At 66.6% G+C, this 19,798-nt stretch carries 17 protein-coding genes; 10 read left to right on the plus strand and 7 right to left on the minus strand.

The genetic code is table 11. The features are described 5' to 3' along the window. A partial coding sequence (locus tag A7D27_RS17835; protein ID WP_139134121.1) for a DUF4880 domain-containing protein occupies positions 1 to 234 on the minus strand: 234 nt, incomplete at its 3' end. Positions 235 to 412: 178 nt separating this feature from the next. Here A7D27_RS17835 and A7D27_RS17840 point away from each other — a divergent pair. The 7 genes from A7D27_RS17840 to A7D27_RS17860 all read left to right on the plus strand — a co-directional run bounded on the left by A7D27_RS17840 (position 413) and on the right by A7D27_RS17860 (position 7,147). Then, positions 413 to 892 carry a sigma-70 family RNA polymerase sigma factor gene (locus A7D27_RS17840; protein WP_069562727.1) on the plus strand — a complete coding sequence of 160 codons (480 nt, stop codon included), beginning with the start codon at positions 413 to 415 and terminating at the stop codon, positions 890 to 892. 112 nt (positions 893 to 1,004) lie between these two features. Then, on the plus strand, positions 1,005 to 2,339 hold the full coding sequence (locus tag A7D27_RS17845) for a lysine N(6)-hydroxylase/L-ornithine N(5)-oxygenase family protein (RefSeq protein WP_069565611.1): 1,335 nt from the start codon (positions 1,005 to 1,007) through the stop codon (positions 2,337 to 2,339). Positions 2,340 to 2,399: 60 nt separating this feature from the next. After that, positions 2,400 to 4,652 (plus strand): acylase, encoded by a 2,253-nt coding sequence (locus A7D27_RS17850; RefSeq protein WP_305884672.1) that lies wholly within the window; start codon positions 2,400 to 2,402, stop codon positions 4,650 to 4,652. 199 nt (positions 4,653 to 4,851) lie between these two features. Then, on the plus strand, positions 4,852 to 5,223 hold the full coding sequence (locus A7D27_RS27980; RefSeq protein WP_139134122.1) for a hypothetical protein: 372 nt from the start codon (positions 4,852 to 4,854) through the stop codon (positions 5,221 to 5,223). Between the two features lie 149 nt (positions 5,224 to 5,372). Next, positions 5,373 to 5,762, plus strand: coding sequence for a DUF596 domain-containing protein (locus A7D27_RS27320; protein ID WP_083265685.1), 390 nt, complete (start codon positions 5,373 to 5,375; stop codon positions 5,760 to 5,762). Between the two features lie 201 nt (positions 5,763 to 5,963). Next, a complete protein-coding gene (locus A7D27_RS27985) occupies positions 5,964 to 6,215 on the plus strand; it encodes a hypothetical protein (RefSeq protein ID WP_139134123.1) in 252 nt (83 codons plus the stop codon). A 68-nt stretch (positions 6,216 to 6,283) separates the two neighbouring features. Then, positions 6,284 to 7,147, plus strand: a complete 864-nt coding sequence (locus tag A7D27_RS17860) for a LysR family transcriptional regulator (RefSeq protein ID WP_069562725.1) — start codon at positions 6,284 to 6,286, stop codon at positions 7,145 to 7,147. 9 nt (positions 7,148 to 7,156) lie between these two features. On the opposite strand, the gene A7D27_RS17865 is transcribed toward A7D27_RS17860, so the two are convergent. From A7D27_RS17865 to A7D27_RS17890, 6 genes are all read right to left on the minus strand, one after another. After that, positions 7,157 to 9,103: a hypothetical protein gene (locus A7D27_RS17865; RefSeq protein WP_069565613.1), complete on the minus strand. Its 1,947-nt coding sequence runs from the start codon at positions 9,101 to 9,103 to the stop codon at positions 7,157 to 7,159. Between the two features lie 105 nt (positions 9,104 to 9,208). Next, complete coding sequence (locus tag A7D27_RS17870; protein ID WP_069565614.1) at positions 9,209 to 10,819, minus strand: GMC family oxidoreductase; 1,611 nt, start codon at positions 10,817 to 10,819, stop codon at positions 9,209 to 9,211. Positions 10,820 to 10,911: 92 nt separating this feature from the next. After that, complete coding sequence (locus tag A7D27_RS17875; RefSeq protein WP_069565615.1) at positions 10,912 to 12,129, minus strand: mandelate racemase/muconate lactonizing enzyme family protein; 1,218 nt, start codon at positions 12,127 to 12,129, stop codon at positions 10,912 to 10,914. Continuing rightward, on the minus strand, positions 12,126 to 13,430 hold the full coding sequence (locus A7D27_RS17880; RefSeq protein ID WP_069565643.1) for a nitrate/nitrite transporter: 1,305 nt from the start codon (positions 13,428 to 13,430) through the stop codon (positions 12,126 to 12,128). Before A7D27_RS17880 ends, A7D27_RS17875 begins: the two co-directional genes overlap by 4 nt. Positions 13,431 to 13,525: 95 nt before the next feature. Then, positions 13,526 to 14,950 (minus strand): aldehyde dehydrogenase, encoded by a 1,425-nt coding sequence (aldA, locus tag A7D27_RS17885; RefSeq protein WP_069565616.1) that lies wholly within the window; start codon positions 14,948 to 14,950, stop codon positions 13,526 to 13,528. 90 nt (positions 14,951 to 15,040) lie between these two features. Further along, positions 15,041 to 16,372, minus strand: coding sequence for an OprD family porin (locus tag A7D27_RS17890; protein ID WP_083265686.1), 1,332 nt, complete (start codon positions 16,370 to 16,372; stop codon positions 15,041 to 15,043). A gap of 423 nt (positions 16,373 to 16,795) precedes the next feature. On the opposite strand from A7D27_RS17890, the gene fae reads away from it, so the two are divergent. Genes fae through A7D27_RS17905 form a run of 3 tightly spaced genes read left to right on the plus strand, consistent with a single transcriptional unit; the run spans position 16,796 to position 19,783 of the window. Then, complete coding sequence (gene fae, locus A7D27_RS17895) at positions 16,796 to 17,308, plus strand: formaldehyde-activating enzyme (protein ID WP_069562719.1); 513 nt, start codon at positions 16,796 to 16,798, stop codon at positions 17,306 to 17,308. Positions 17,309 to 17,318: 10 nt separating this feature from the next. Next, on the plus strand, positions 17,319 to 18,353 hold the full coding sequence (locus A7D27_RS17900; protein ID WP_069565618.1) for an aldo/keto reductase: 1,035 nt from the start codon (positions 17,319 to 17,321) through the stop codon (positions 18,351 to 18,353). Further along, positions 18,350 to 19,783 (plus strand): NAD-dependent succinate-semialdehyde dehydrogenase, encoded by a 1,434-nt coding sequence (locus A7D27_RS17905; protein ID WP_069565619.1) that lies wholly within the window; start codon positions 18,350 to 18,352, stop codon positions 19,781 to 19,783. The genes A7D27_RS17900 and A7D27_RS17905 overlap by 4 nt, the downstream gene beginning before the upstream one ends. Positions 19,784 to 19,798: the final 15 nt, after the last annotated feature.

Genomic DNA, 19,798 nt, shown 5'->3' on the forward strand with positions numbered 1-19,798 from the left:
CGTCGGGCGTGCCGCGCTGCCGCTGGGGACGGTGCTGGGGGGCAGGTGGGCGCTGAGCTCCCAGATCTCCAGCATTTCCGCGTATTCCAGGGCGTTGGCCGGGTCGCTGTCGATCCAGGCCTGGAACTCGGCGCGCTCCTCGGCGGTGCAATCCTCGGCGTGCAGTCGCATGCACCAGTGGGCGGCGACTTCGACCAGGGGATCGCTGGTGGCGGGGGAGGTGGCTTTGTTCATCGGGCTTACCGGTTTGACCTGGGTTCCATGGTGATTTGGAGGCGATCCGTCATTGAGGCTTAAATCTTGATGAGAATTATTATAAATTTAGTTCATTTCAGACTGCCAGCATCGTAGGACGATGGGCGTTGATCTCGCTCAACTGGTGTGGCCGCGTGGAACGCGGCCGGGGGACGCCTTGGAAAACTACTATCGGGAGCTGCTGCGTTTCCTGCAGTCCAGGCTCGGAGACCGTCAGGCAGCAGCGGATGTCGCCCATGACGCGTATTTGCGGGTGATGGAGCGTGCGAGTCAAGAGCGCATCGAGTCGCCACGGGCCTTTCTCTACCGCACGGCACTCAATCTGGTGGTGGACGAACACCGGCGCAGCGTCATCCGCCGCAACGAGCCGCTGGAGGTGCTGGACGAGGAGGAGCGCTTCCACGCGCCGTCGCCCCAGCGCCTGCTGGCCCGCGATCAGCGCCTGTCGATGCTCGGGCGGGCCCTGGACGAACTGCCCCAGGCCTGCCGCGACGCCTTCCTGCTGCGCAAGCTGGAGGGGCTGTCCCACATGGAGATCGCCGAGCGCCTGGCGATTTCCCGCAGCCTGGTGGAGAAACACATCGTCAATGCGATGAAGCACTGCCGGCTGCGCATGCGCGAGTGGGAGGCCGGTTGAGTCGCCGGTAAATTTCCCCGCCCAGTCCTCGTTCCTTGTCAGCAGGCGGCCACCGGGCCGTCCCCCATGACAGCCGCGGTCCGCGACGGCCCGCCAGCAGAGGACACAGGACATGACCCAGCCCCTCAACACCGCCATCCACGACCTGATCGGCATCGGCTTCGGCCCTTCCAACCTGGCCCTGGCCATCGCCCTGCAGGAGCGTGCCGCCAGCGGGCAGGGCACCCTGGACGCGCTGTACCTGGACAAGCAGGCGGACTACCGCTGGCACGGCAACACCCTGGTGAACCAGAGCGAGCTGCAGATTTCCTTCCTCAAGGACCTGGTGACTCTGCGCAACCCCACCAGCCCGTACTCCTTCGTCAACTACCTGCGCCAGCACGACCGCCTGGTGGACTTCATCAACCTCGGCACCTTCTACCCCTGCCGCATGGAGTACAACGACTACCTGCGCTGGGTTGCCGGCCAGTTCGCCGACCAGTGCCGCTATGGCGAGGAAGTCCAGGCGGTGGAGCCGCTGCTGGAGGGCAAGCAGGTGCAGGCACTGCGGGTGGTCTCCCGCGATGCCAACGGCCAGTCCCAGGTACGCACCACCCGCGCGGTGGTGCTCAGCGCCGGCGGCACCCCGCGCGTACCCCAGGCCTTCCGCCACCTCAAGGGCGATGCGCGGGTGTTCCACCACGCCCAGTACCTGGAGCGCATCCAGCAGCAGCCGTGCGCCAGTGGCCAGCCGATGCGCATCGCCATCGTCGGCGGCGGGCAGAGCGCCGCGGAGGCCTTCATCGACCTCAACGACAGCTACCCGAACGTACAGGTGGACGTGATCCTGCGGGGCTCCGCCCTCAAGCCGGCGGATGACAGCCCCTTCGTCAACGAGGTGTTCTCCCCCGAGTTCACCGACCTGATCTTCAGCCAGCCCACCGCCGAGCGTGAGCGGCTGATCCGTGAGTACCACAACACCAACTACTCGGTGGTGGACCTGGACCTGATCGAGCGCATCTACGGCATCTTCTACCGCCAGAAGGTCTCCGGCTCGCGCCGCCATGCCTTCCGCAACCTCAGTGCCGTGGAGCGGGCCACCGCCACCACCGACGGCATCGAACTGGTGCTGCGCCACATCGCCACCGGCGAGCAGAGCAGCCACCGCTACGACGCGGTTGTGCTGGCCACCGGGTATGAGCGCCAGGCCCACCGTGAGCTGCTGGAACCCCTGGCGCCCTGGCTGGGGGACTTCGAGGTGGCCCGCGACTACCGCCTGCGCACCGACGACAACTTCCGCCCCGCGCTGTACATGCAGGGCTTCTGCCAGGCCAGCCACGGCCTCAGCGATACCCTGCTGTCGGTGCTGCCGATCCGTGCCGACGAGATCGCCGCGTCCCTGCATCAGCACCTGGAGCCCGCCGGTGCTGCCGGGCGTACCGCACCGAGCTACGCCATCGCCGGCTGACCACCCCCGCGCCGGCTTCGGTCGGCGCGTTCCCTTTCTCCGCGAGAACCTCCGATGCCCATGCGCACCCTTGTCGCCGGGGCCGCAGCCTTGCTGCTGGCGCCGTGCCTGTCCCATGCCGCCGATGCCGGTGGCGACACCCTGATCCGCTGGACCGCCCACGGCGTGCCGCACATCCGCGCGGCTGACGAGCGTGGCCTCGGGCGTGGCATCGGCTATGCCTACGCCCGCGACAATGCCTGCCTGCTGGCCGAAGAGATCATCACCGCCCGAGGCGAGCGGGCCCGCTGGTTCGGCGCGGACGGGCAGTCCTCCGCCGGTCTGGCCAACGTCCCGTCCGACCTGTTCTTCACCTGGCTGAACGCCCCCGAGCAGGTCGCCAGCTTCCGTCGTGCCCAGACCGACGAGGTGACCGAGCTGCTGGCCGGCTATGCCGAAGGCTTCAACCGCTACCTGGGCGAAGCCGACGCCGGCCGCACCCACTGCCTCGGCCAGGCCTGGCTGCTCCCCATCGAAGCGGATGACCTGGTCCGCCTGACCCGGCGCCTGCTGGTGGAGGGCGGCGTCGGCCAGTTCGCCGAAGCCGTGGTGGGCGCCGCGCCGCCCGGGCGGCAACAGGCCGCGCGGGACAGCGGCCACACCCTCGCGCGGGTCGAAGGCTTCCGCCTGGACCGGGGCAGCAACGCCGTGGCCGTGGGCCGCCAGCGCAGCGCCGACGGCCCGGCCATGCTGCTGGCCAACCCGCACTTCCCCTGGAGCGGTGCGCTGCGCTTCTGGCAACTGCACCTGACCATCCCCGGCAAGCTCGACGTGATGGGTGCCGCGCTGCCCGGCCTGCCGGTGGTCAACATCGGCTTCGGCCAGCACCTGGCCTGGACCCACACCGTGGACACCTCCGCGCACTTCACGCTGTACCGCCTGGAACTGGACCCGAAGAACCCGACCCGCTACCGCGTCGACGGCCGCTACGAGCCCATGACCCGCACGCGCCTGCGCATCCAGGTGCGGCAGCCGTCCGGTGAGCTGGTCACCCAGTTCCACGATCTCTACGAATCCCGCTTCGGCCCGCTGCTGAACTGGCCCGGCAAGCTGGACTGGTCGGCCGGCGAGGCCTGGGCCCTGCGTGATGCCAACCTCGGCAACACCCGCGTGCTGCAGCAGTGGTACGCGATGAACCAGGCCCGCGACGTGAACGCCCTGCGCGCCAGCGTCGAGCGCCTGCAAGGCATTCCCTGGGTCAACACCCTGGCGGTGGATGACCGGGGCCGCGCGCTGTACATGAACCAGTCCGTGGTGCCTCGCTTGCAGCCCCAGCGGCTCGCCGAGTGCGTCATCCCGCAACTGGCGGAGCAGGGGTTGCCCGCCCTGCAAGGCAATCGCAGCGCCTGCGAATGGCAGCGGGAAGCCGGGGCCGCCCAGGCCGGCATCACCCCGGCCACGCAGTTGCCCGTACTGCTGCGCGAAGACTTCGTGCAGAACTCCAACGACAGCGCCTGGCTGACCAACCCGGCGAGCCCCCTGGCGGGCTACTCCCCCCTGGTGAGCCGGGAAACGCCGATTTCCCCCCGTGCCCGCTTCGCCCTGGGGCGCTTGCAAGGCCAGCAGCCGCTGCGGGCGGACGACCTGGCGGCAATGGTCACCGACAACCAGGTGGGCCTGGCCGACGAGTTGCTGCCGGAACTGCTGGCGCTGTGCAAGGCCCACGCGGGCGAAGCGGACCTGAGCCGCGCCTGTGGCGCCCTGGCCGGCTGGGATGGCAAGGCCCGAGTGGACAGCGGCCTCGGCATGCTGGTGTTCCAGCAAGCGGCCCAGGCCTTCCTCGAACTGGACGACGGCTGGCAGCACCCCTTCGACCCCGCGCGCCCGCTGGACACCCCCAGCGGCATCGCACCGGCCGCCCGCGAACCGCTGCGCCAGGCCCTGGTCGCCGCCAGCGAGGCCCTGGCCGCCTCGGGCGCCCCCGCCGATGCCCGCTGGGGCGACCTGCACCAGGTCACCCGCGGCGCCCGAACCTTCCCCATGCCCGGCGCCGATGGCCACCTGGGCGTCTACAACGCCATGCAGAGCGAACACCAGGGCGACCGCCTGGAAGTGGTCAGTGGCACCAGTTACCTGCAACTGGTCACCTTCGGCGACAAGGGCCCTCGCGCCCGAGGCCTGCTGGCCTTCTCCCAGTCCAGCGACCCCGGCTCGCCCCATTACGCCGACCAGACCGCCCTGTTCGCCGATAACCCCTGGCAGCCGCTGCCCTTCAGCGACAGCGAAATCGACGCTGACCCGGCATTGGAGCGCAAAGTGCTGCAGCGCGAGTGATGCTTGGCGGCACGTTCTGGTAAAACCTCGACTCAGCCAGCGCTATGCGCTGGCTGAGTTTTTTGTGGGTGCGGTATCGAACGTCAACTTGGGGGGAGTGTGTCGCGTTTTAATTGGTCGCCGAAGTCTGCGGATATGCAAGATCTTTTATTGGTTAGATGGCCGGCCATGATTAGGCTTGAAAGAGGGATGCAAGTGCATGAGTGGGAAAGAGCTGGATTGTTATAGTGATGAGCTCTTGGGCTTTGCCATTGCTTGTCTTTTTTCGGGGGCTGTCAGTAAAGAGGAGTTTAGGCTCTGGTGCGTTGATATGTTTTTACAGGGCGATATTCCGGATTTTTTTATTGAGCTTGCTCAGTTCGATGGTGAGATTTTTCAAATATATAAAACGATCGGTCACGTTCCGTGCTGGGAGCACACAGAGAGCGAAGAGTATGCAATCTATGGAATTGCTGTTAAGCGTGGTAGTGCTCCGAGTGATATGCCAGTTACTCCTGAAGCTGCTTTGCAGGCACTTGAGGAGTGTTCCAGCGTTGCGTGGTTATTTAGGCGGGTGTTTGGTGGGCTTTGAACTAGGGTGGTGAAGGGTTATGGCTTTCAGTGTGGTATAGGGTTTTTAAATATTGGGTGCTAGGTTGTTGGGGTTGTACTTGGTTTGATTTTTCTTTTATTGAAAGTATTGATTTTGGGGTGGGGCTTTATAGTTGTGGAGGAGAACGCATGAATGATGGGCGTATTTTCTTTTCGGAGTCGGGTGGCTGTAGTGAGGAAGTTGCTGAATCTGTACTGCAGAGTGCCTTTGGTCTTTCCATGAGAGCTATATGGCAGCACATGACGGTTGAGATCTCTGATTGTCATGTCGATTACCCGTATAAGGTTAAATTATTCTTTTCACTAATGAGTTGGCTCATGTTGGGTGGGCATTTAAAGCTGGCAAGTGAGAGTTGTTTTCTCGATGGCTCCGTTCAAGATCAGTTGCACATTCTGCGGAAGGCTTGGCCTGACACTCCAGGAGAAGACGATCTTGATGGTTTTGGGATTTGGTTTCTTACAAATGCGCCAGCAGGCGTGGTTTGGATTGGACAAGATGGAAGCGAGTTTTGGACGTAGCCTACGTCATTGCCAAGGCAAGGAGTTGTACGAATAAAATATTCTGAAGGGCAGAGACTTATGCTTGTTACAGCGTAGAAGGTGAGTTTCTCAAGGTCGGCACGGTAGGGGCGGAAATGGTTGGGTTAAGGCTAGGTTCGCGAGCCTAGTTGTGAAAAAGATGTTCTCGGTCCTCAGGCAGTGGATTTGGTGAGATGTTTTTTGACTGATGGTGGTGGACAACCATATGAAGCCACTATTGCTTGGCTGAAAGAGGGCCTTTCAAAAGTTAGAGCTGTAAAGCAGGGTGAATTGGAATCCCATAACTGGGATCGCGAAGATTGGGGTGTGGAAATAAGCAGGGAAAATTCCCGGATTTACTCGCTGCGTGATGACGATTTTTTCTGCTTTCTAACGACTGATGAATTCGAAGCGGCTCTTTCTTCCTGGATAGCGTTTCTGCTGGAGGGGTAAGCGTTTCCTCTCAGCCTCTCACCCCCGAACAGCTAAGATAGCCACCCTTCAAAATCCTGGGGATTGCCATGGATATCGACCTGGCACGCACCTTTCTCGAAATCGCCCGCAGCGGCAGCTTTGTCTCGGCGGCGGAGCGTTTGCATGTGACCCAGACCGCCATCACCGCGCGGGTGCAGAATCTGGAGGGTCAGCTTGGCTGCCGGCTGTTCGTGCGCAACCGGGCCGGGGCGCGGTTGACGCCGGAGGGGGAGGTGTTCGTCGGGCACGCCACGCAACTGGTGAAGACCTGGGAGGCCGCCCGGCGTGACCTGCCGTTGCCCAAGGGCTACCGCGACCTGCTGGCCATCGGCGGTGAGGTGAGCCTGAGCAACCCGCTGTTGCTGGGCTGGATGACTCGCCTGCATGAGCGGATTCCGTCCCACGCAGTACGGGTGGAGGTGGCCGCCGGCCAGCACCTGCAGCAGCAGATCGAGCTGGGGCTGCTGGATGCGGCGCTGGTCTACCAGCCCGAGTACTGGCCGGGCATGCAGGTGGAGTTGCTGTTGGAAGAGAAGCTGGTGCAGATCCGCTCCAGCCGTGCGCCCGAACCCTACGTGCAGGTGGACTGGGGCCCGCGCTTCCGCCAGCAGCACGATGCTGCGCTCCCTGACCTGGCGCGGGCGGCGGTCTCGGTGAACCTCGGGCCGCTGGCCCTGCAGTTCATCCTGCAGAACGGCGGCTCCGGCTATTTCCGCACGCGGGTGGTGCAGAGCTACCTGGACAGCGGCGTGCTGGAGCGGGTGGAGCGGGCGCCGGAGTTCACCTACCCGACCTACCTGGTTTATTCCCGTGACCGTGATTCGGCGCTGTTGCAACAGGCCATCGGCGTGCTGCGCGAGGTGGTGGCCGACGACATCGACTGGTCCCAGCGCTGGGATGCGGTGCTCTGAGCGGCGGGCTCAGGCCCGCCGCGCGATGGGGTGGGCGTCGCTGACGTTGTCGCGGTCTTCGAGGAACTCGGTGGGTGCGGTGCCGTTGGCATTGAGCTGGAACACCCGCGTCGGCCGCCCCTCGGCATCGAAGAACACCTGGCCCAACCCGGCGCCGTTCCACAGGCGTTCCCCCGCGCGGCTGTGGGCCGGTGTGTGGGGCACCACCTTCATGCGGCGACGCTGGGTGAGCCAGTTGAGCGGCGAGCGGGGTGCGTAGAGCCAGCGATTGAGGCGGTCGAACAGGTCCAGCAGGCGGTGGGGGAATTCGTTCTTCACGCCGCTGCTGGTGATCTGCCAGATCTGCGGGCCCTGCTGCCGGTGGCGGATGAGCACGCGGTAGACGAAGGAGTAGTGCACGTCGCCGGAGAGGATGGTGTAGCTGCCCGGCGTGCGTGAGTGACGGAAGATGTTGAGGATCACCTGGGCGGCACCGCGATGGGCCATCCAGTTTTCCGCATCCACCAGCAGCGGGTGGCCGAGCCAGGTGAACACGCGCTGCACCGCCTCGATCAGCTTCACGCCGAACACCGGGGCCGGTGACACGACGATGGCCGAGGGGTGCCCCAGCAGTGCCTGTTGCAGCTCGCACAGGGCCTCCCAGTCCAGCAGGCCGGACGGCCGCTTGAGGTCGACTTCGCTGCGCCAGCGGCGGGTGCGGGTGTCCAGCACCCGCAGGGGTGGCTGGGTGTCCAGTTCGTACTGCCAGCCGTTGAAGGCCAGCAGGCGGCCGATCAGACCGTCAAGCTGCGTGCTGTCCAGCCGGCCATGGGCATCGGGGCTGGCGCACAGCGCGGCGAGGTCGTCCTGCAGGTCGTCGAAGGCGTCCGGGTCGTTGCCCCAGCCCTGGCACAGCAGGTAGGCGAGCAGGGCGTTGCCGATGATGCGGCGGGAGAAGGGGTGGCCGTAGGCCGTCTGCTCCCACTGAGCGGAGAGGTTCCAGTCATCGGTCACGTCGTGGTCGTCGAAGATCATCAGCGTCGGCAGGTGCGCCAGCGCCCGCGCCACGCCCGGCAGGCCGGTGACGAAGCCTTCGAGGCGCGTGGCTTCGAGGTGGTAACGTTCCGCTTCTTGCGCGCCGAGTGCGGGCATCTGCGGTGTCACCAGCGTCCAGGGCACCGGCGACCAGACCAGCAGGTACATGGCCAGCACCTCGGCGAGGGTGACGAGGTGATTCTCGGCGTTGCTGCTGGTGAAGATCGGCTTGCGCGCGCCGCCGAAGAAGCGCTCGCGCAGGGTCTCGTTGCTCTCCAGGGCCGGCAGCAGGTCGGCGCGCCTGTAGTAGCTGGCGGGGTGCTGGTAGAGCGCGTCGCTGTCGTCCACCACGGCGCCCTCCAGGTACTCGCCGTACAGGCCCAAACGCTCGATGAGCTGGTGGATGGCGCACAGCATCGGCCCGGCCACGTCGTCGGCATAGACCTGATCCCCGCTGAGCATGAGCAGCGCCGGGCGCTGTTCTGGCAGAGGGCGCTCGGCCAGCAGGCGGTCAGCACAGAGCAGCCCGTCGGGGGCGGGGTGATGGGGCTTGCGGCAGGAGCCATGGAGCAGGTGGTCGATGCGCGAACGCAGCACGAAGTCGGGCCGGGTGGCCTCGCCGTAGAGCAGGTGCGGCGCCCACTCGGCAATACCCTGGCCGTCGATCAGCAGGTCGTAGGCGATCGGCGTGTCCTGGGGCAGGGGCGCGTCCAGACGCAGGTCGATCAGGTGCACATGCGCGTGCCGGCCCACCGCAAGGATGCGGCATTGTCGCGCGTCCAGGCTGTGGCGCTGGGCCTGGCCGCTGGCTTCCAGCAGCAGGACGGGTTGCAGCGGGCGCGTGGCCACCAGCCAGAACACCAGGTGCCGGGGTTCGGCGCGGCGCAGCAGGGGGCCGGTCAGGACAGTGGGCAGAGCGGTCAGGGGAGCGTCGGCAGGCATCGGTACCACGGTTTCGGAGAGCGGTTGGGCATAGTACGACAGCGAAGCGGCGTGTTCATCGCCGCTTGGACCGCATCGAGCCATCCGGGTGCCGTGCCTGTGTCGTCAGGCACCCGCCAGGATCAGGTCGGCGCCTTTTTCCGCCACCATCATCACCGCCGCGTTGGTATTGCCCGAGGTGACGTTGGGGAACACCGAGGCATCGACGATGCGCAGGCCGGTGATGCCGTGTACCCGCAGCCGGCTGTCCACCACCGAGGTGGCCGGGTCGGTTCCCATCGCGCAGGAGCCGCAGAGGTGGTAGATGGAGCCGGCGTTCTCGCGGAAGTACTGCAGCATGCCGGCCTCATCGGCCACCGATGGTCCGGGCAGCACCTCTTCGACGGTGATCGCCTTGAGAGCGGGGGCATCCATGATCTTGCGGATCAGGCGGCTGCCCTGGATCACCTCGTCGATGTCCTTCTCGGTGCTGAGGTAGTTGGGGCGGATCAGCGCAGCCTGGGTCGGGTCGGCCGAGGCGATCTCGATGGTGCCCCGGCTGGTCGGGCGGCACGGGTTGAAGCACAGCAGGAAGCCCGAGTAGGGCTCCGGCTTGAGGCGCGCCTTGCTGCTCCTGGGGATCTGGTACGACAGCGGGTTGAAGTAGAGCTGCAGGTTCGGTTGCGGCTGGTGTGCGTCGCCACGGAAGAAGCCGCCGGCCTGGTTCACGCTCATGGCCAGCGGGCCCTTGCGGGTCAGCAGGTACTGGATGCCCAGCCTCACCTGGCCCAGCAGCGAGCTCAGTTCGTCGTTCAGGGTGGGAACGTTGGCCTTGTAGTAGTAGCTGACGCAGAGGTGGTCCTGCAGGTTGCGACCCACCGCCGGCAGCTCGTGCACCATCGCAATGCCGTGACGGGCCAGCAGACCGCGCCCGGCGACGCCGGAGAGCTGCAGCAGCTTCGGGGTGTCCACCGCGCCGGCGGCGAGGATCACCTCCTTCCGCGCGTTGAACTGCCGCTCCACGCCATGCTGGCTGACCACCACGCCGGTGGCCCGCCGCGCGTCGTCGAACACCAGGCGCTGGGCCAGGGCATGGTGCTCGACATGCAGGTTCGGCCGCGTCAGTGCCGGGTGCAGGTAGGCGAAGCTGCTGGAGCAGCGCTGGCCGTTGCGGGTGTTGACGTCATAGAGGCCGGCGCCCTCGAAATCGGCCCCGTTGAAGTCCTCGCTGCGGGGGTAGCCCAGTTGCTGGCAGCCCTCGATGAAGGCATCGCAGATGGCATGGGTCTGGCCCTTCATGGGGCTGATGTGGATGGGGCCGTCGGCGCCGTGGTAGGCGGTGTCGCCCAGGGGGTGGCTCTCCAGCTTGCGGAAGTAGGGCAGCACGTCCTTGAACGACCAGCCGTCGTTGCCGCCCGCCGCCCAGTCGTCGAAGTCGTGAGGCTGGCCGCGCACGTAGATCATCGCGTTGATGGAGCCCGACCCACCCTGCACCTTGCCGCGCGGAGCGTAGATGCGGCGCCCGGCCAGCTCGGGCTCCGGCTCGCTGTAGTACATCCAGTTGTAGGTGGGGTGGTAGTACATCTTGGCGAAGCCCACCGGCACCTTGAACCAGGGGGAACTGTCCTTGCCGCCGGCTTCCAGCAGCAGCACCGAATGCTGGCCGGAGGCGCTGAGGCGGTTGGCGAGGATGCAGCCGGCAGAGCCGGCGCCAACGATGATGAAGTCGTACGTCATGGGTCGATTACCGCGTCGTTCAGGGTCAGGTTCGGGCTTGGCGAAGGCGCCTCGCCCCCGGCGTGCAGGCCGGTGGGCGAGGGCGGCATCGGTCAGCCCTTGGCGGGTGCGGTGTCGCGCACGTCCACGGGGTCGGGGGCCATCTGCAGGTGCAGGCGTTCGCCGGTGTAGGGCGAGTGCCGGCGCACCACGTCCATGTCCAGTTCGACGCCGAGCCCCGGCTCGCGGGACGGGATGACGTAGCCGTCTTCCCAGTGCAGCGGCTGCTTCAGCACCTCGGCATGGAAGCCGCCCCAGGTCTCGATGCTTTCCTGGATCAGGAAGTTCGGCGTGCAGGCCGCCAGCTGGAAGCTGGCAGCGGCGCCGATGGGGCCGTTGTAGAGGTGCGGGGCGATCTGGGCGTAGTGGACCTCGGCCAGCGCGGCGATCTTCTTCGCCTCCAGCAGGCCGCCGCAGCGGCCCAGGTTCATCTGCAGGGTGGAGACGCCGCCATCGGTCAGCAGCCGGTGGAACTCGTACTTGGTGGTCAGGCGCTCGCCGCTGGCGATGGGGATGCTGGTCTTGGCCGCGACCTGGCCCATGGCCTGCTCCTGGCCGGGCGGTACGGGCTCCTCGAACCACAGCGGGTCGTACTTCTCCAGGCGCTGGGCCAGGCGGATGGCTGAGGAAGGGACCATCTGCCCATGGGTGCCGAACAGCAGGTCGCAGCGGTTGCCCACGGCCTCGCGGATCTTGCGGCAGAAGGTTTCGCAGCGGTCCATCACCTCCAGCGACAACTGGTGCCCGGAGAACGCCGTATAGGGCCCGGCCGGGTCGAACTTCAGGGCGGTGAAGCCCTGGTCCCTGTAGGCCACCGCGCATTCGGCGGCCAGGTCCGGGTCGTCGTAGTCGTACTCGCCCCTGGCGTTCTTCGGGTAGAGGTAGGTGTAGGTGCGCAGGCGCTCGTTCACCAGGCCGCCAAGCAGCTCGTGGACCGGCTTGCCGGCGGCCTTGCCGATGATGTCCCAGCAGGCCATTTCCAGGCCCGAGACGACGCCCATCATGGTCAGGTCCGGGCGCTGGGTGAAGCCGCTGGAATAGGCGCGGCGGAAGAAGCGCTCGATGTGGTGCGGGTCCTGCTCCAGCAGGTAGCGGGCGAACACATCCTCGATCACCGGGACCATGGCCTGGGGGCCGAAGGTGGCGGCGTAGACCTCGCCGACGCCTTCGATGCCGCAGTCGGTCCTGAGTGTCACGAACAGCCAGTACATGCCGCCGATGTGGGGCGGTGGAACGGCGACGACGTGGGTTTCCAGGGAGATGATCTTCATGGGCGGTTGCCTGCCTTGTGGTCGATGCGTTTTTTCAGGGTGAGTGCGGCCAGCACGCCAAGGGTTCCGATGGCGGCGATGTAGCCGAAGTAGATCTGGTAGCCGGGGAAGCCCGGGAAGGCGTCGGCGATCCAGCCGTTGATCAGCGGGATGAACACGTCGGGCGAGTAACCCACCACCGAGATGATGCCGATGGCCAGCCCGGTGATGCGCAGGGGGATCTGGCAACTGTCGAGGATGGCCCAGTAGAGGCCACGGATGGCGTAGGTCAGCAGGCCGATGAAGATCACCAGGCCGATGAGCAGGGCCAAGCTGTCGAGCACCGGAAAGACGATGAGCCCGACCATGCCCAGGGTCGCCAATACCAGGGCGACGATCAGCACCGCGATGTTGGAGAAGCGATCCCCCAGGTAGCCGCCGCCGATCCCGCCGATCGGGCGCATCCACAGCTTGATGGTGGTGATGGTGCCGGCCATCACCGCGCTGAGGCCGAAGCCGCCCTCCTGCAGGTAGGCCGAGAAACTGTAAGTGGCCCAGAAGATGTGGTAGCCGCAGAAGACGATGGCGGCCACCAGCCACAGCTCGGGAATGCGCGCCAGGGTGCGCAGGTCCTGCAGCAGGTTATGGGCCTGGCGTTCTTCCCGGGCATCGGCGTTGGCCGCCTTCGGGTCCTTGACGCCGAGCATCAGCGCGCCGAGCAGCAGGCAGGTGAAGGCGTAGAGATAGACCACATGGGTAAAGCCCACCTGGTGGGACTGCCCCCGGGATTCGGTGGCGTAGGCGAAGAGGGCGAGGGCGACCGTGGCCAGCAAGGCTTCCACCAGCCCGCGTCCGCCGTCGAGGATGCCGAAGAAGCGGCCCTGCTCGCTGGCCTGGGCGATCATGTTCACCCGCTTGATCACCGAGGCCCAGAAGGTCAGCCCGGTGCTGATGCCCCAGCCGGCATAGATCACCAGCAGGCTGTCGAAGCCGGGCGCGGTGGCGTACCAGAGCGCCAGCAGGCCGGTGGCCACCAGGGAGAAGCTGATCAGCAGGCGGGGCGCGATGCGGTCGGCCAGCCAGCCGCTGGGCAGGTAGCTCACCAGGAACAGCGTGCCGAGCATGGAGTACAGGTAGCCCAGCTCGGTGTTGGTGATGGCGAACACCTCCAGCATGGTGCTCTGGTACACCTGCCGCAGGTAGAGCACCGGGTAGATGGCCCCGGCGGCGAGTACCAGCAGCATGAGCTGGAGATAGCGTTGGGTCTTGCCGTTCGCTCCGCGTGCGAGCGGAGCGTCGGCCTGGGCAGCGGTTCTGGACATGAGGGCATCCTTGGGCGCGCGCAGGGCGCACGCCTCGATCATTGTTCTTGTTGGTCGCCCGACGCGGGTCGCCAGGCAGGGTGCGGTGCCTGGGCTCAGTACTTCATGACCACCAGGCGGGTCTGGGTGAACTCGAGCATCCCGTGCTTGCCGTCGTCGCCGCCGAGCCCGGAGCGTTTCCAGCCCGCGTGGTAGCCCTGGTAGGGGTCGGCCGGGGTGCGGTTGACGTACAGCTCGCCAGCCTGGATGGCGTTGGCCACCCGCAGGGCGCTGCGGTAGTCCTCGGTGTAGAGCACCGAGGCCAGGCCGAACTGGTGGTCGTTGGCCAGGGCGATGGCCTCGTCCAGGTCGTGGTAGCGAAGCACCGGGAGGATCGGCCCGAAGCTTTCCTCGCGCACGATCTCCATGCCCTGGCGGCAGCCGCTGAGCAGCGTGGCCGGGTAGAAGTGCCCGGCGCCTTCGGGGATGAAGCCGCCGGTTTCCAGCACCGCGCCCTCGGCCAGGGCCCGCTGCACCAGGCCGTGGATCTGCGCGCGGGCACGTTCGCTGACCAGCGGCCCCATGCGCGTCGGGTCCTCGGCGCGGTCGCCGATGCGCACGGCGGCCATGCGCGCTTTGAGCAGGTCGAGGAAGCGGTCGTGAACGCTGTCGTGGACGTACACCCGCTCGATGGCGGTGCACAGTTGCCCGCAGTGGGTGGTCTTGGAACGCACCAGGTCATCGGCGGCACGTTCCAGGTCGGCATCGGCGGCGATGATCGCCGGCGTCTTGCCGCCCAGCTCCAGGGACGGCTTGGCGATGTTGGCCTTGCAGTACTCCAGCACCATGCGGCCGGCCTGCACGCTGCCGGTGAGGGTGATCATGCCCACCGCCGGGTGGGTGCAGAGGGCCGCTGCAGTGTCGTGGTCCATGGTCAGCAGGTTGAACACGCCCTCCGGCAAGCCGGCCTGCTGCGCCGCGCGGGCGATCTCGAAGGCCGACAGCGGGGTGTTGTTGCTGGGGCGCACCACCACGGCGTTGCCGGTGATGAGGGCCGGCGCCACTTTGCGCAGCAGGGTGTAGACCGGGTAGTTGAACGGGATCAGGCAGGCCACCACGCCAATGGGTTCGCGCTGCAGCAGCAGGGTCTCGTCGGGGGTGTCGCTGGGGATCACCTCACCCTCGATGCGGCGTGCCCATTCGGCGTGGTAGCGGGTGATCTCGGCGGCGTAGCGGGCCTCGTTGCAGGCATCCTCCAGGCTCTTGCCCGATTCGGCTGCCAATGCCGCACCGATGGCGTCGGCGCTGGCCAGCAGTGCATCGGCAAAGCGCCGCAGGTGCTCGGCGCGCTGGATGCTGGGCAGGCGTGCCCAGCCGGGTTGTGCGGCTGCGGCGAGGTCCACGGCGTGGTGAACCTCGTCCACCGAGGCTGCCGGCACACGGCCGACCAGCGCCTGGGTGGCAGGGGAATGGATGGCGAAGTCGGCATCGCCGGTCGGGTCGACGAACTGGCCGCCGATGAAGTGCTTGCATGTGCGCATGGCTGTCTTACCTGGCTTGAAACGGTTGTCAGGAACCATCGGGTCATGCGCGCTGGAGCGGTGTCGGCGCTCCGGCGCGCAGGGTCACCTTCAGAAGATGTCGAGGGGGTACTGGGTGATGATCCGCACCTGGTCCACGTCGCCGTCCGCCTGGGCCGAGTTGGCGCGGTGGATGGTCTGCTGGAGTGCGATGGAGAGGTCCTTGGCGGGGCCGCCCTGGACCACGTACTTCACCTCGATGTCCCGTTCCCAATGCCGGCCGCCATCGCCCAGGCGGGCGTAGTAGGCGTAGGCACCCTTGGGGTCGACCTTGGAGTTGTCGATGCCGCTGCCCCGCAGGTAGCGGGTCATCAGGCTCAGGCCCGGCACGCCGTAAGGGGCCAGGTCCAGGTCGTAGCGCACCTGCCAGGAGCGCTCGTTGGGCGAGTTGAAGTCGGAGTACAGCACCGAGTTGGCCAGGTAGATGGAGTCGCCATCGCCCAGGTAGTCGAAGGGCTGGTCACCGTCGATGCGCTGGTAGGCCAGCATGAAACCGTGGGCGCCGAGGGTGAGGCGGGCGTAGGCGCTCCAACTGTCGGTGTCGATGCGGCCGGCGCGGGCATTGCCCTGGTCACGGGTGCGGTACAGGTTGGCGCCCAGGGCCAGGCTGCGGTGCTCGGCCAGCTCGATGCTTCTGCCGAGGCTCAGGTAGGTCTGGTCCCAGACATCCTCGAAGCGCGCCCGGTAGAGGCTCAGCAGGGTGCCGTCGGTGAAGCGGTAGTCCCCGCCGAAGTAGCTGGCCGACTCATAGGCGGTGCCACCGTACTCGGTGCTCATCTCGCCGTCGTGGTTGCTGCTGGCCTTGTTGCGTGCCGCGTGCAGGTGGCCGGCCATCAGGGTCAGGTCGTCCAGGCTGTGGTTCTCCGCGGAGACGCCGCGGAAGCTCTGCGGCAGCAGACGGCCGTCGCCGCGCTGGAACACCGGGGTGATGGGGAGCAGGTCGCCGACCTTGAGTTCGGTGTCGAACGCCCGCAGCTTCAGCGCGGCGCCCGCCGTCGAGTAGTGGTCCTCGGCGTGGTTGCGGCTGTCCAGCGGCAGCAGGTTGGTGCCGGAGGTGCCGCCGCCACTGTCCAGCTTGAACCCCATCAGCGCGTGGGCATCCAGGCTGACGCCCACCGTGCCGTCGGTGAACCCGGAGCTGTAGAAGGCCTGGACGCCGTGGGCCCATTCCTCCCGGTAGCTCTGGGCGCGGCCGTTGAACAGGCCGTCGTTGCGGCTGCGAAAGTCCCGGTTGAAGTAGAAGTTGCGGTTGATCAGCTTCAGCGAGCTGCCGTCGACGAAGCCTGTGCTGGCCGGTTCATCGGCCTTGCAGACCAGGGGGAGGGTGCAGAGCAGCAGGCCGGCGGCGGGCAGGGCCGCAGAGGCGCGAGCAAGGTAGGACACGTTGGCGATCCTCGAATAGTTGTTATGTGAGGCCGCGCCATGTTCGTCAGCCGTGGGTTGTCGGACAAACGATTAAATTCGGGGGTGAACATTCGAAAAACGCACGTTAGTGGCCATGAGGTTTAGTCATGGCCGCTTGAGTTTTTGTGGTTACTGACGGTGGGCGGGTGGGTGCTACAACTCGCCGAAGCTGGTTTCGCCGGCTCGGCTCATCCAACAACTACAACGAGCACCGTCACCATGAACGTCCTTTCCTTTCTCGGGTTCGGGAGGTCTCGGCTCGGCACCGTCGAGTGGTTGGAGCGACCGCCGCTGTCGCGTAATTCCAGTGTTTCGCCCCGCACCGTGCCCTCGCCAGCGGCGGCCTGATACGCGGCTCGCCATGGTGCAAGCACGACTTTTCCGCATCTCCGAGGAATCCCCATGAAACAGCTCGACCTCTACATCGGCGAGGGCTTCGAAGGCCCCGGCGTCAACGCCGCCCACATCAACCTGCTGATCGGCCCGCGCAACGGGCCGGCCGGCCTGGCCTTCGCCAACAGCCTGGCGTCCCCCAGCCAGGGCCATTGCCCCTTCATGGTCATCGCCCAGCCCAACGTGCCGGTCAAACCCATGACCCTGTACGTGAACAAGGCCGAGATCAGCGGCGACCTGCACGCCAACGCCACCTGGGGCGCCTCCCAGGCGGGTATCGCCAAGGCCATCACCGAGGCGCTGCTGGACGGCACCCTGCCGCCGGAGGCCGAGGACGAATGGGCCATCGTCACCGCCAACTGGGTCAACCCCGCCTGCGATGACCTGGATGCGGTCTACCGCAACAACTACACCGCCTGCCGTACCGCCATCCGCGCGGCGCTGGCCGGGCTGCCCACGCGCGCCCAGTTGGCCGACGTGGCGGGCGCCATCGCCAACCCTTTCTACACCCCGAAAGCCTGAGGAGGCCGCCATGCAGTACGTCCGTCTCGGCCAGTCCGGCCTGCAGGTGTCCAAGCTCTGCCTCGGCACCATGAACATGGGCACGCCGCAGTGGAAGCCGTGGATCTTCGATGAGCGCCAGAGCGAGCCGATCGTCCGCCATGCCCTGGACAAGGGGGTGAACTTCATCGACCTGGCGGACTTCTATTCCGCCGGTGTCGGCGAGGAGGTGGTGGGGCGCATCCTCAAGCGGCTGGTGCGTCGCGAGGACATCGTGGTCACCACCAAGGTGGGCTACGGCACCCGCGAGGGGATCAACGCCAGCGGCCATTCGCGCAAGCACATCATGGACAGCATCGACGCCTCCCTGGCGCGCCTGGGCATGGATCACGTCGACCTCTACATGCTGCATTTCTTCGACGTGAACACCCCCGTGGAAGAGACGATGGAAGCCCTGCACGACATCGTCAAAGCCGGCAAGGCGCGCTACATCGGCGTGTCCACCATGCTCACCGGCCAACTGGCGAAGCTGCTGATGGCCTGCGAGCGGCATGGCTGGGTCAGGCCCATCAACATGCAGTTGCAGCTCAACTGCGCCTACCGCGAGGAAGAGCGGGAGATGATCCCCTTCTGCCGCGACCAGGGCCTGGGCGTCTCGGTGTTCAGCCCGCTGGCCCGTGGCCTGCTGACCGGCGATGTGCAGTCCACCCGCAACCAGACCGACTTCTTCACCCAGCAGATGTACGCCGATGAAGCCTCCTTCGAGATCGCCCGGTCGGTGCAGCGGGTGGCGCGGCGGCGTGGCGTGTCCAACGCCCAGATCGCCCAGGCCTGGGTGCTCAACCACCCGGGGGTGGATTGCATGCTGGTGGGGGCGGACTCCACCGAGCAGTTCGACAGCGCCCTGGCGGCCCTGGACACCCGCCTGGAGGCGGATGAGCTGCACGAACTGGAGCGCAACTACACGCCCTGCGACCTGATCAACGACTACACCGCCGGCAAGCGCATCCTGCGTGTTCCGCGTCCGGCCGGAGAAACCTTCACCCTCAAGGAGGCCATCGCATGAGCCGGCTGCTGCGCAAGGGACACTACATCGACGGTCGCTGGTTGGAAGACGGCCCGCGCTACCCAGTACGCAACCCGGCGGACGGTACGCTGATCGCCGAGGTGGCGAAAGCCGGGGTGGCGGAAACCGATCAGGCCATCGCCGCCGCCCAACGGGCGCTGCCGGCCTGGCGCGGACTCACCGCCAAGGCCCGCAGCCAGCCGCTGCGGCGCTGGTCCGAGCTGATGCTGGCCCACCAGCGCGAGCTGGCGGAGCTGCTCAGCCGTGAGCAGGGCAAGCCCCTGGCCGAGGCGATGGGGGAGGTGGTCTATGCGGCGAGCTTCCTTGAGTGGTTCGCCGAGGAGGCCAGGCGCGTTTACGGCGACGTGATTCCCAGCCACAAGGCGGATGCCCGCATCGTCGTCACCAAGGCGCCCATCGGCGTGGTCGCCGCCATCACGCCCTGGAACTTTCCCCTGGCCATGGTCACCCGCAAGGTCGGCCCGGCGCTGGCGGCCGGCTGCACGCTGATCCTCAAGCCGTCCGAGGAGACGCCGCTGTCGGCCTTTGCGCTGGCGGTACTGGCGGAAGAGGCGGGGATTCCCGCCGGGGTGTTCAACATCGTGTCCGGTGATGCCCCGGCCATCGGCAGCGCGCTGCAGGCTTCGCCGGTGGTGCGCAAGCTGTCGTTCACCGGCTCCACCGCCACCGGCAAGCTGCTGATGCGCCAGGCGGCCGACACCCTGAAGAAGGTCTCCCTGGAGCTGGGTGGCAACGCGCCTTTCATCGTCTTCGACGACGCCGACCTGGACGCGGCGGTGCGCGGGGCCATGGCCTCCAAGTTCCGCAACACCGGGCAGACCTGCGTCTGCGTCAACCGCTTCTACATCCAGGAAGGGGTCTACGAGGCTTTCACCGCCAAGCTGGCCGATGCCGTGCGCGCCCTGCGCGTGGGGGCCGCGCTGGAGGGCGAGAGCGACCAGGGTCCGCTGATCAACACGGCCGCCCTGGCCAAGGTGGAGCAGCACCTGGGCGATGCGCTGGAGAAGGGCGCCCGGTTGCTGTGCGGCGGTCGTCGCCATGCCCTGGGCGGTACCTTCTTCGAGCCGACGGTGCTGGCCGAGGCGACCCCGCAGATGCTCATCGCCCGCGAGGAAACCTTCGGCCCGGTGGCGGCCTGCTTCCGCTTCAAGGACGAGGCCGAGGTGCTGGCCCAGGCCAACGACACCCCCTATGGCCTGTCCGCCTACTTCTACAGCCGCGACATCGGCCGGGTCTGGCGCGTGGCCGAAGGGCTGGAGGCCGGGATGGTCGGCATCAACGAGGGGATCATCTCCACCGAGGTGGCGCCCTTCGGCGGCATCAAGGCCTCCGGCCTGGGCCGCGAAGGCTCGAAGTACGGCATCGAGGATTACCTGGAGATCAAGTACCTGCTCATGGGCGGCCTCTAGCCCATCGGGAGGCTC

Source organism: Pseudomonas sp. 1D4 (assembly GCF_001728925.1).
In the GTDB taxonomy this organism is placed as follows: Bacteria; Pseudomonadota; Gammaproteobacteria; order Pseudomonadales; family Pseudomonadaceae; genus Metapseudomonas; species Metapseudomonas otitidis.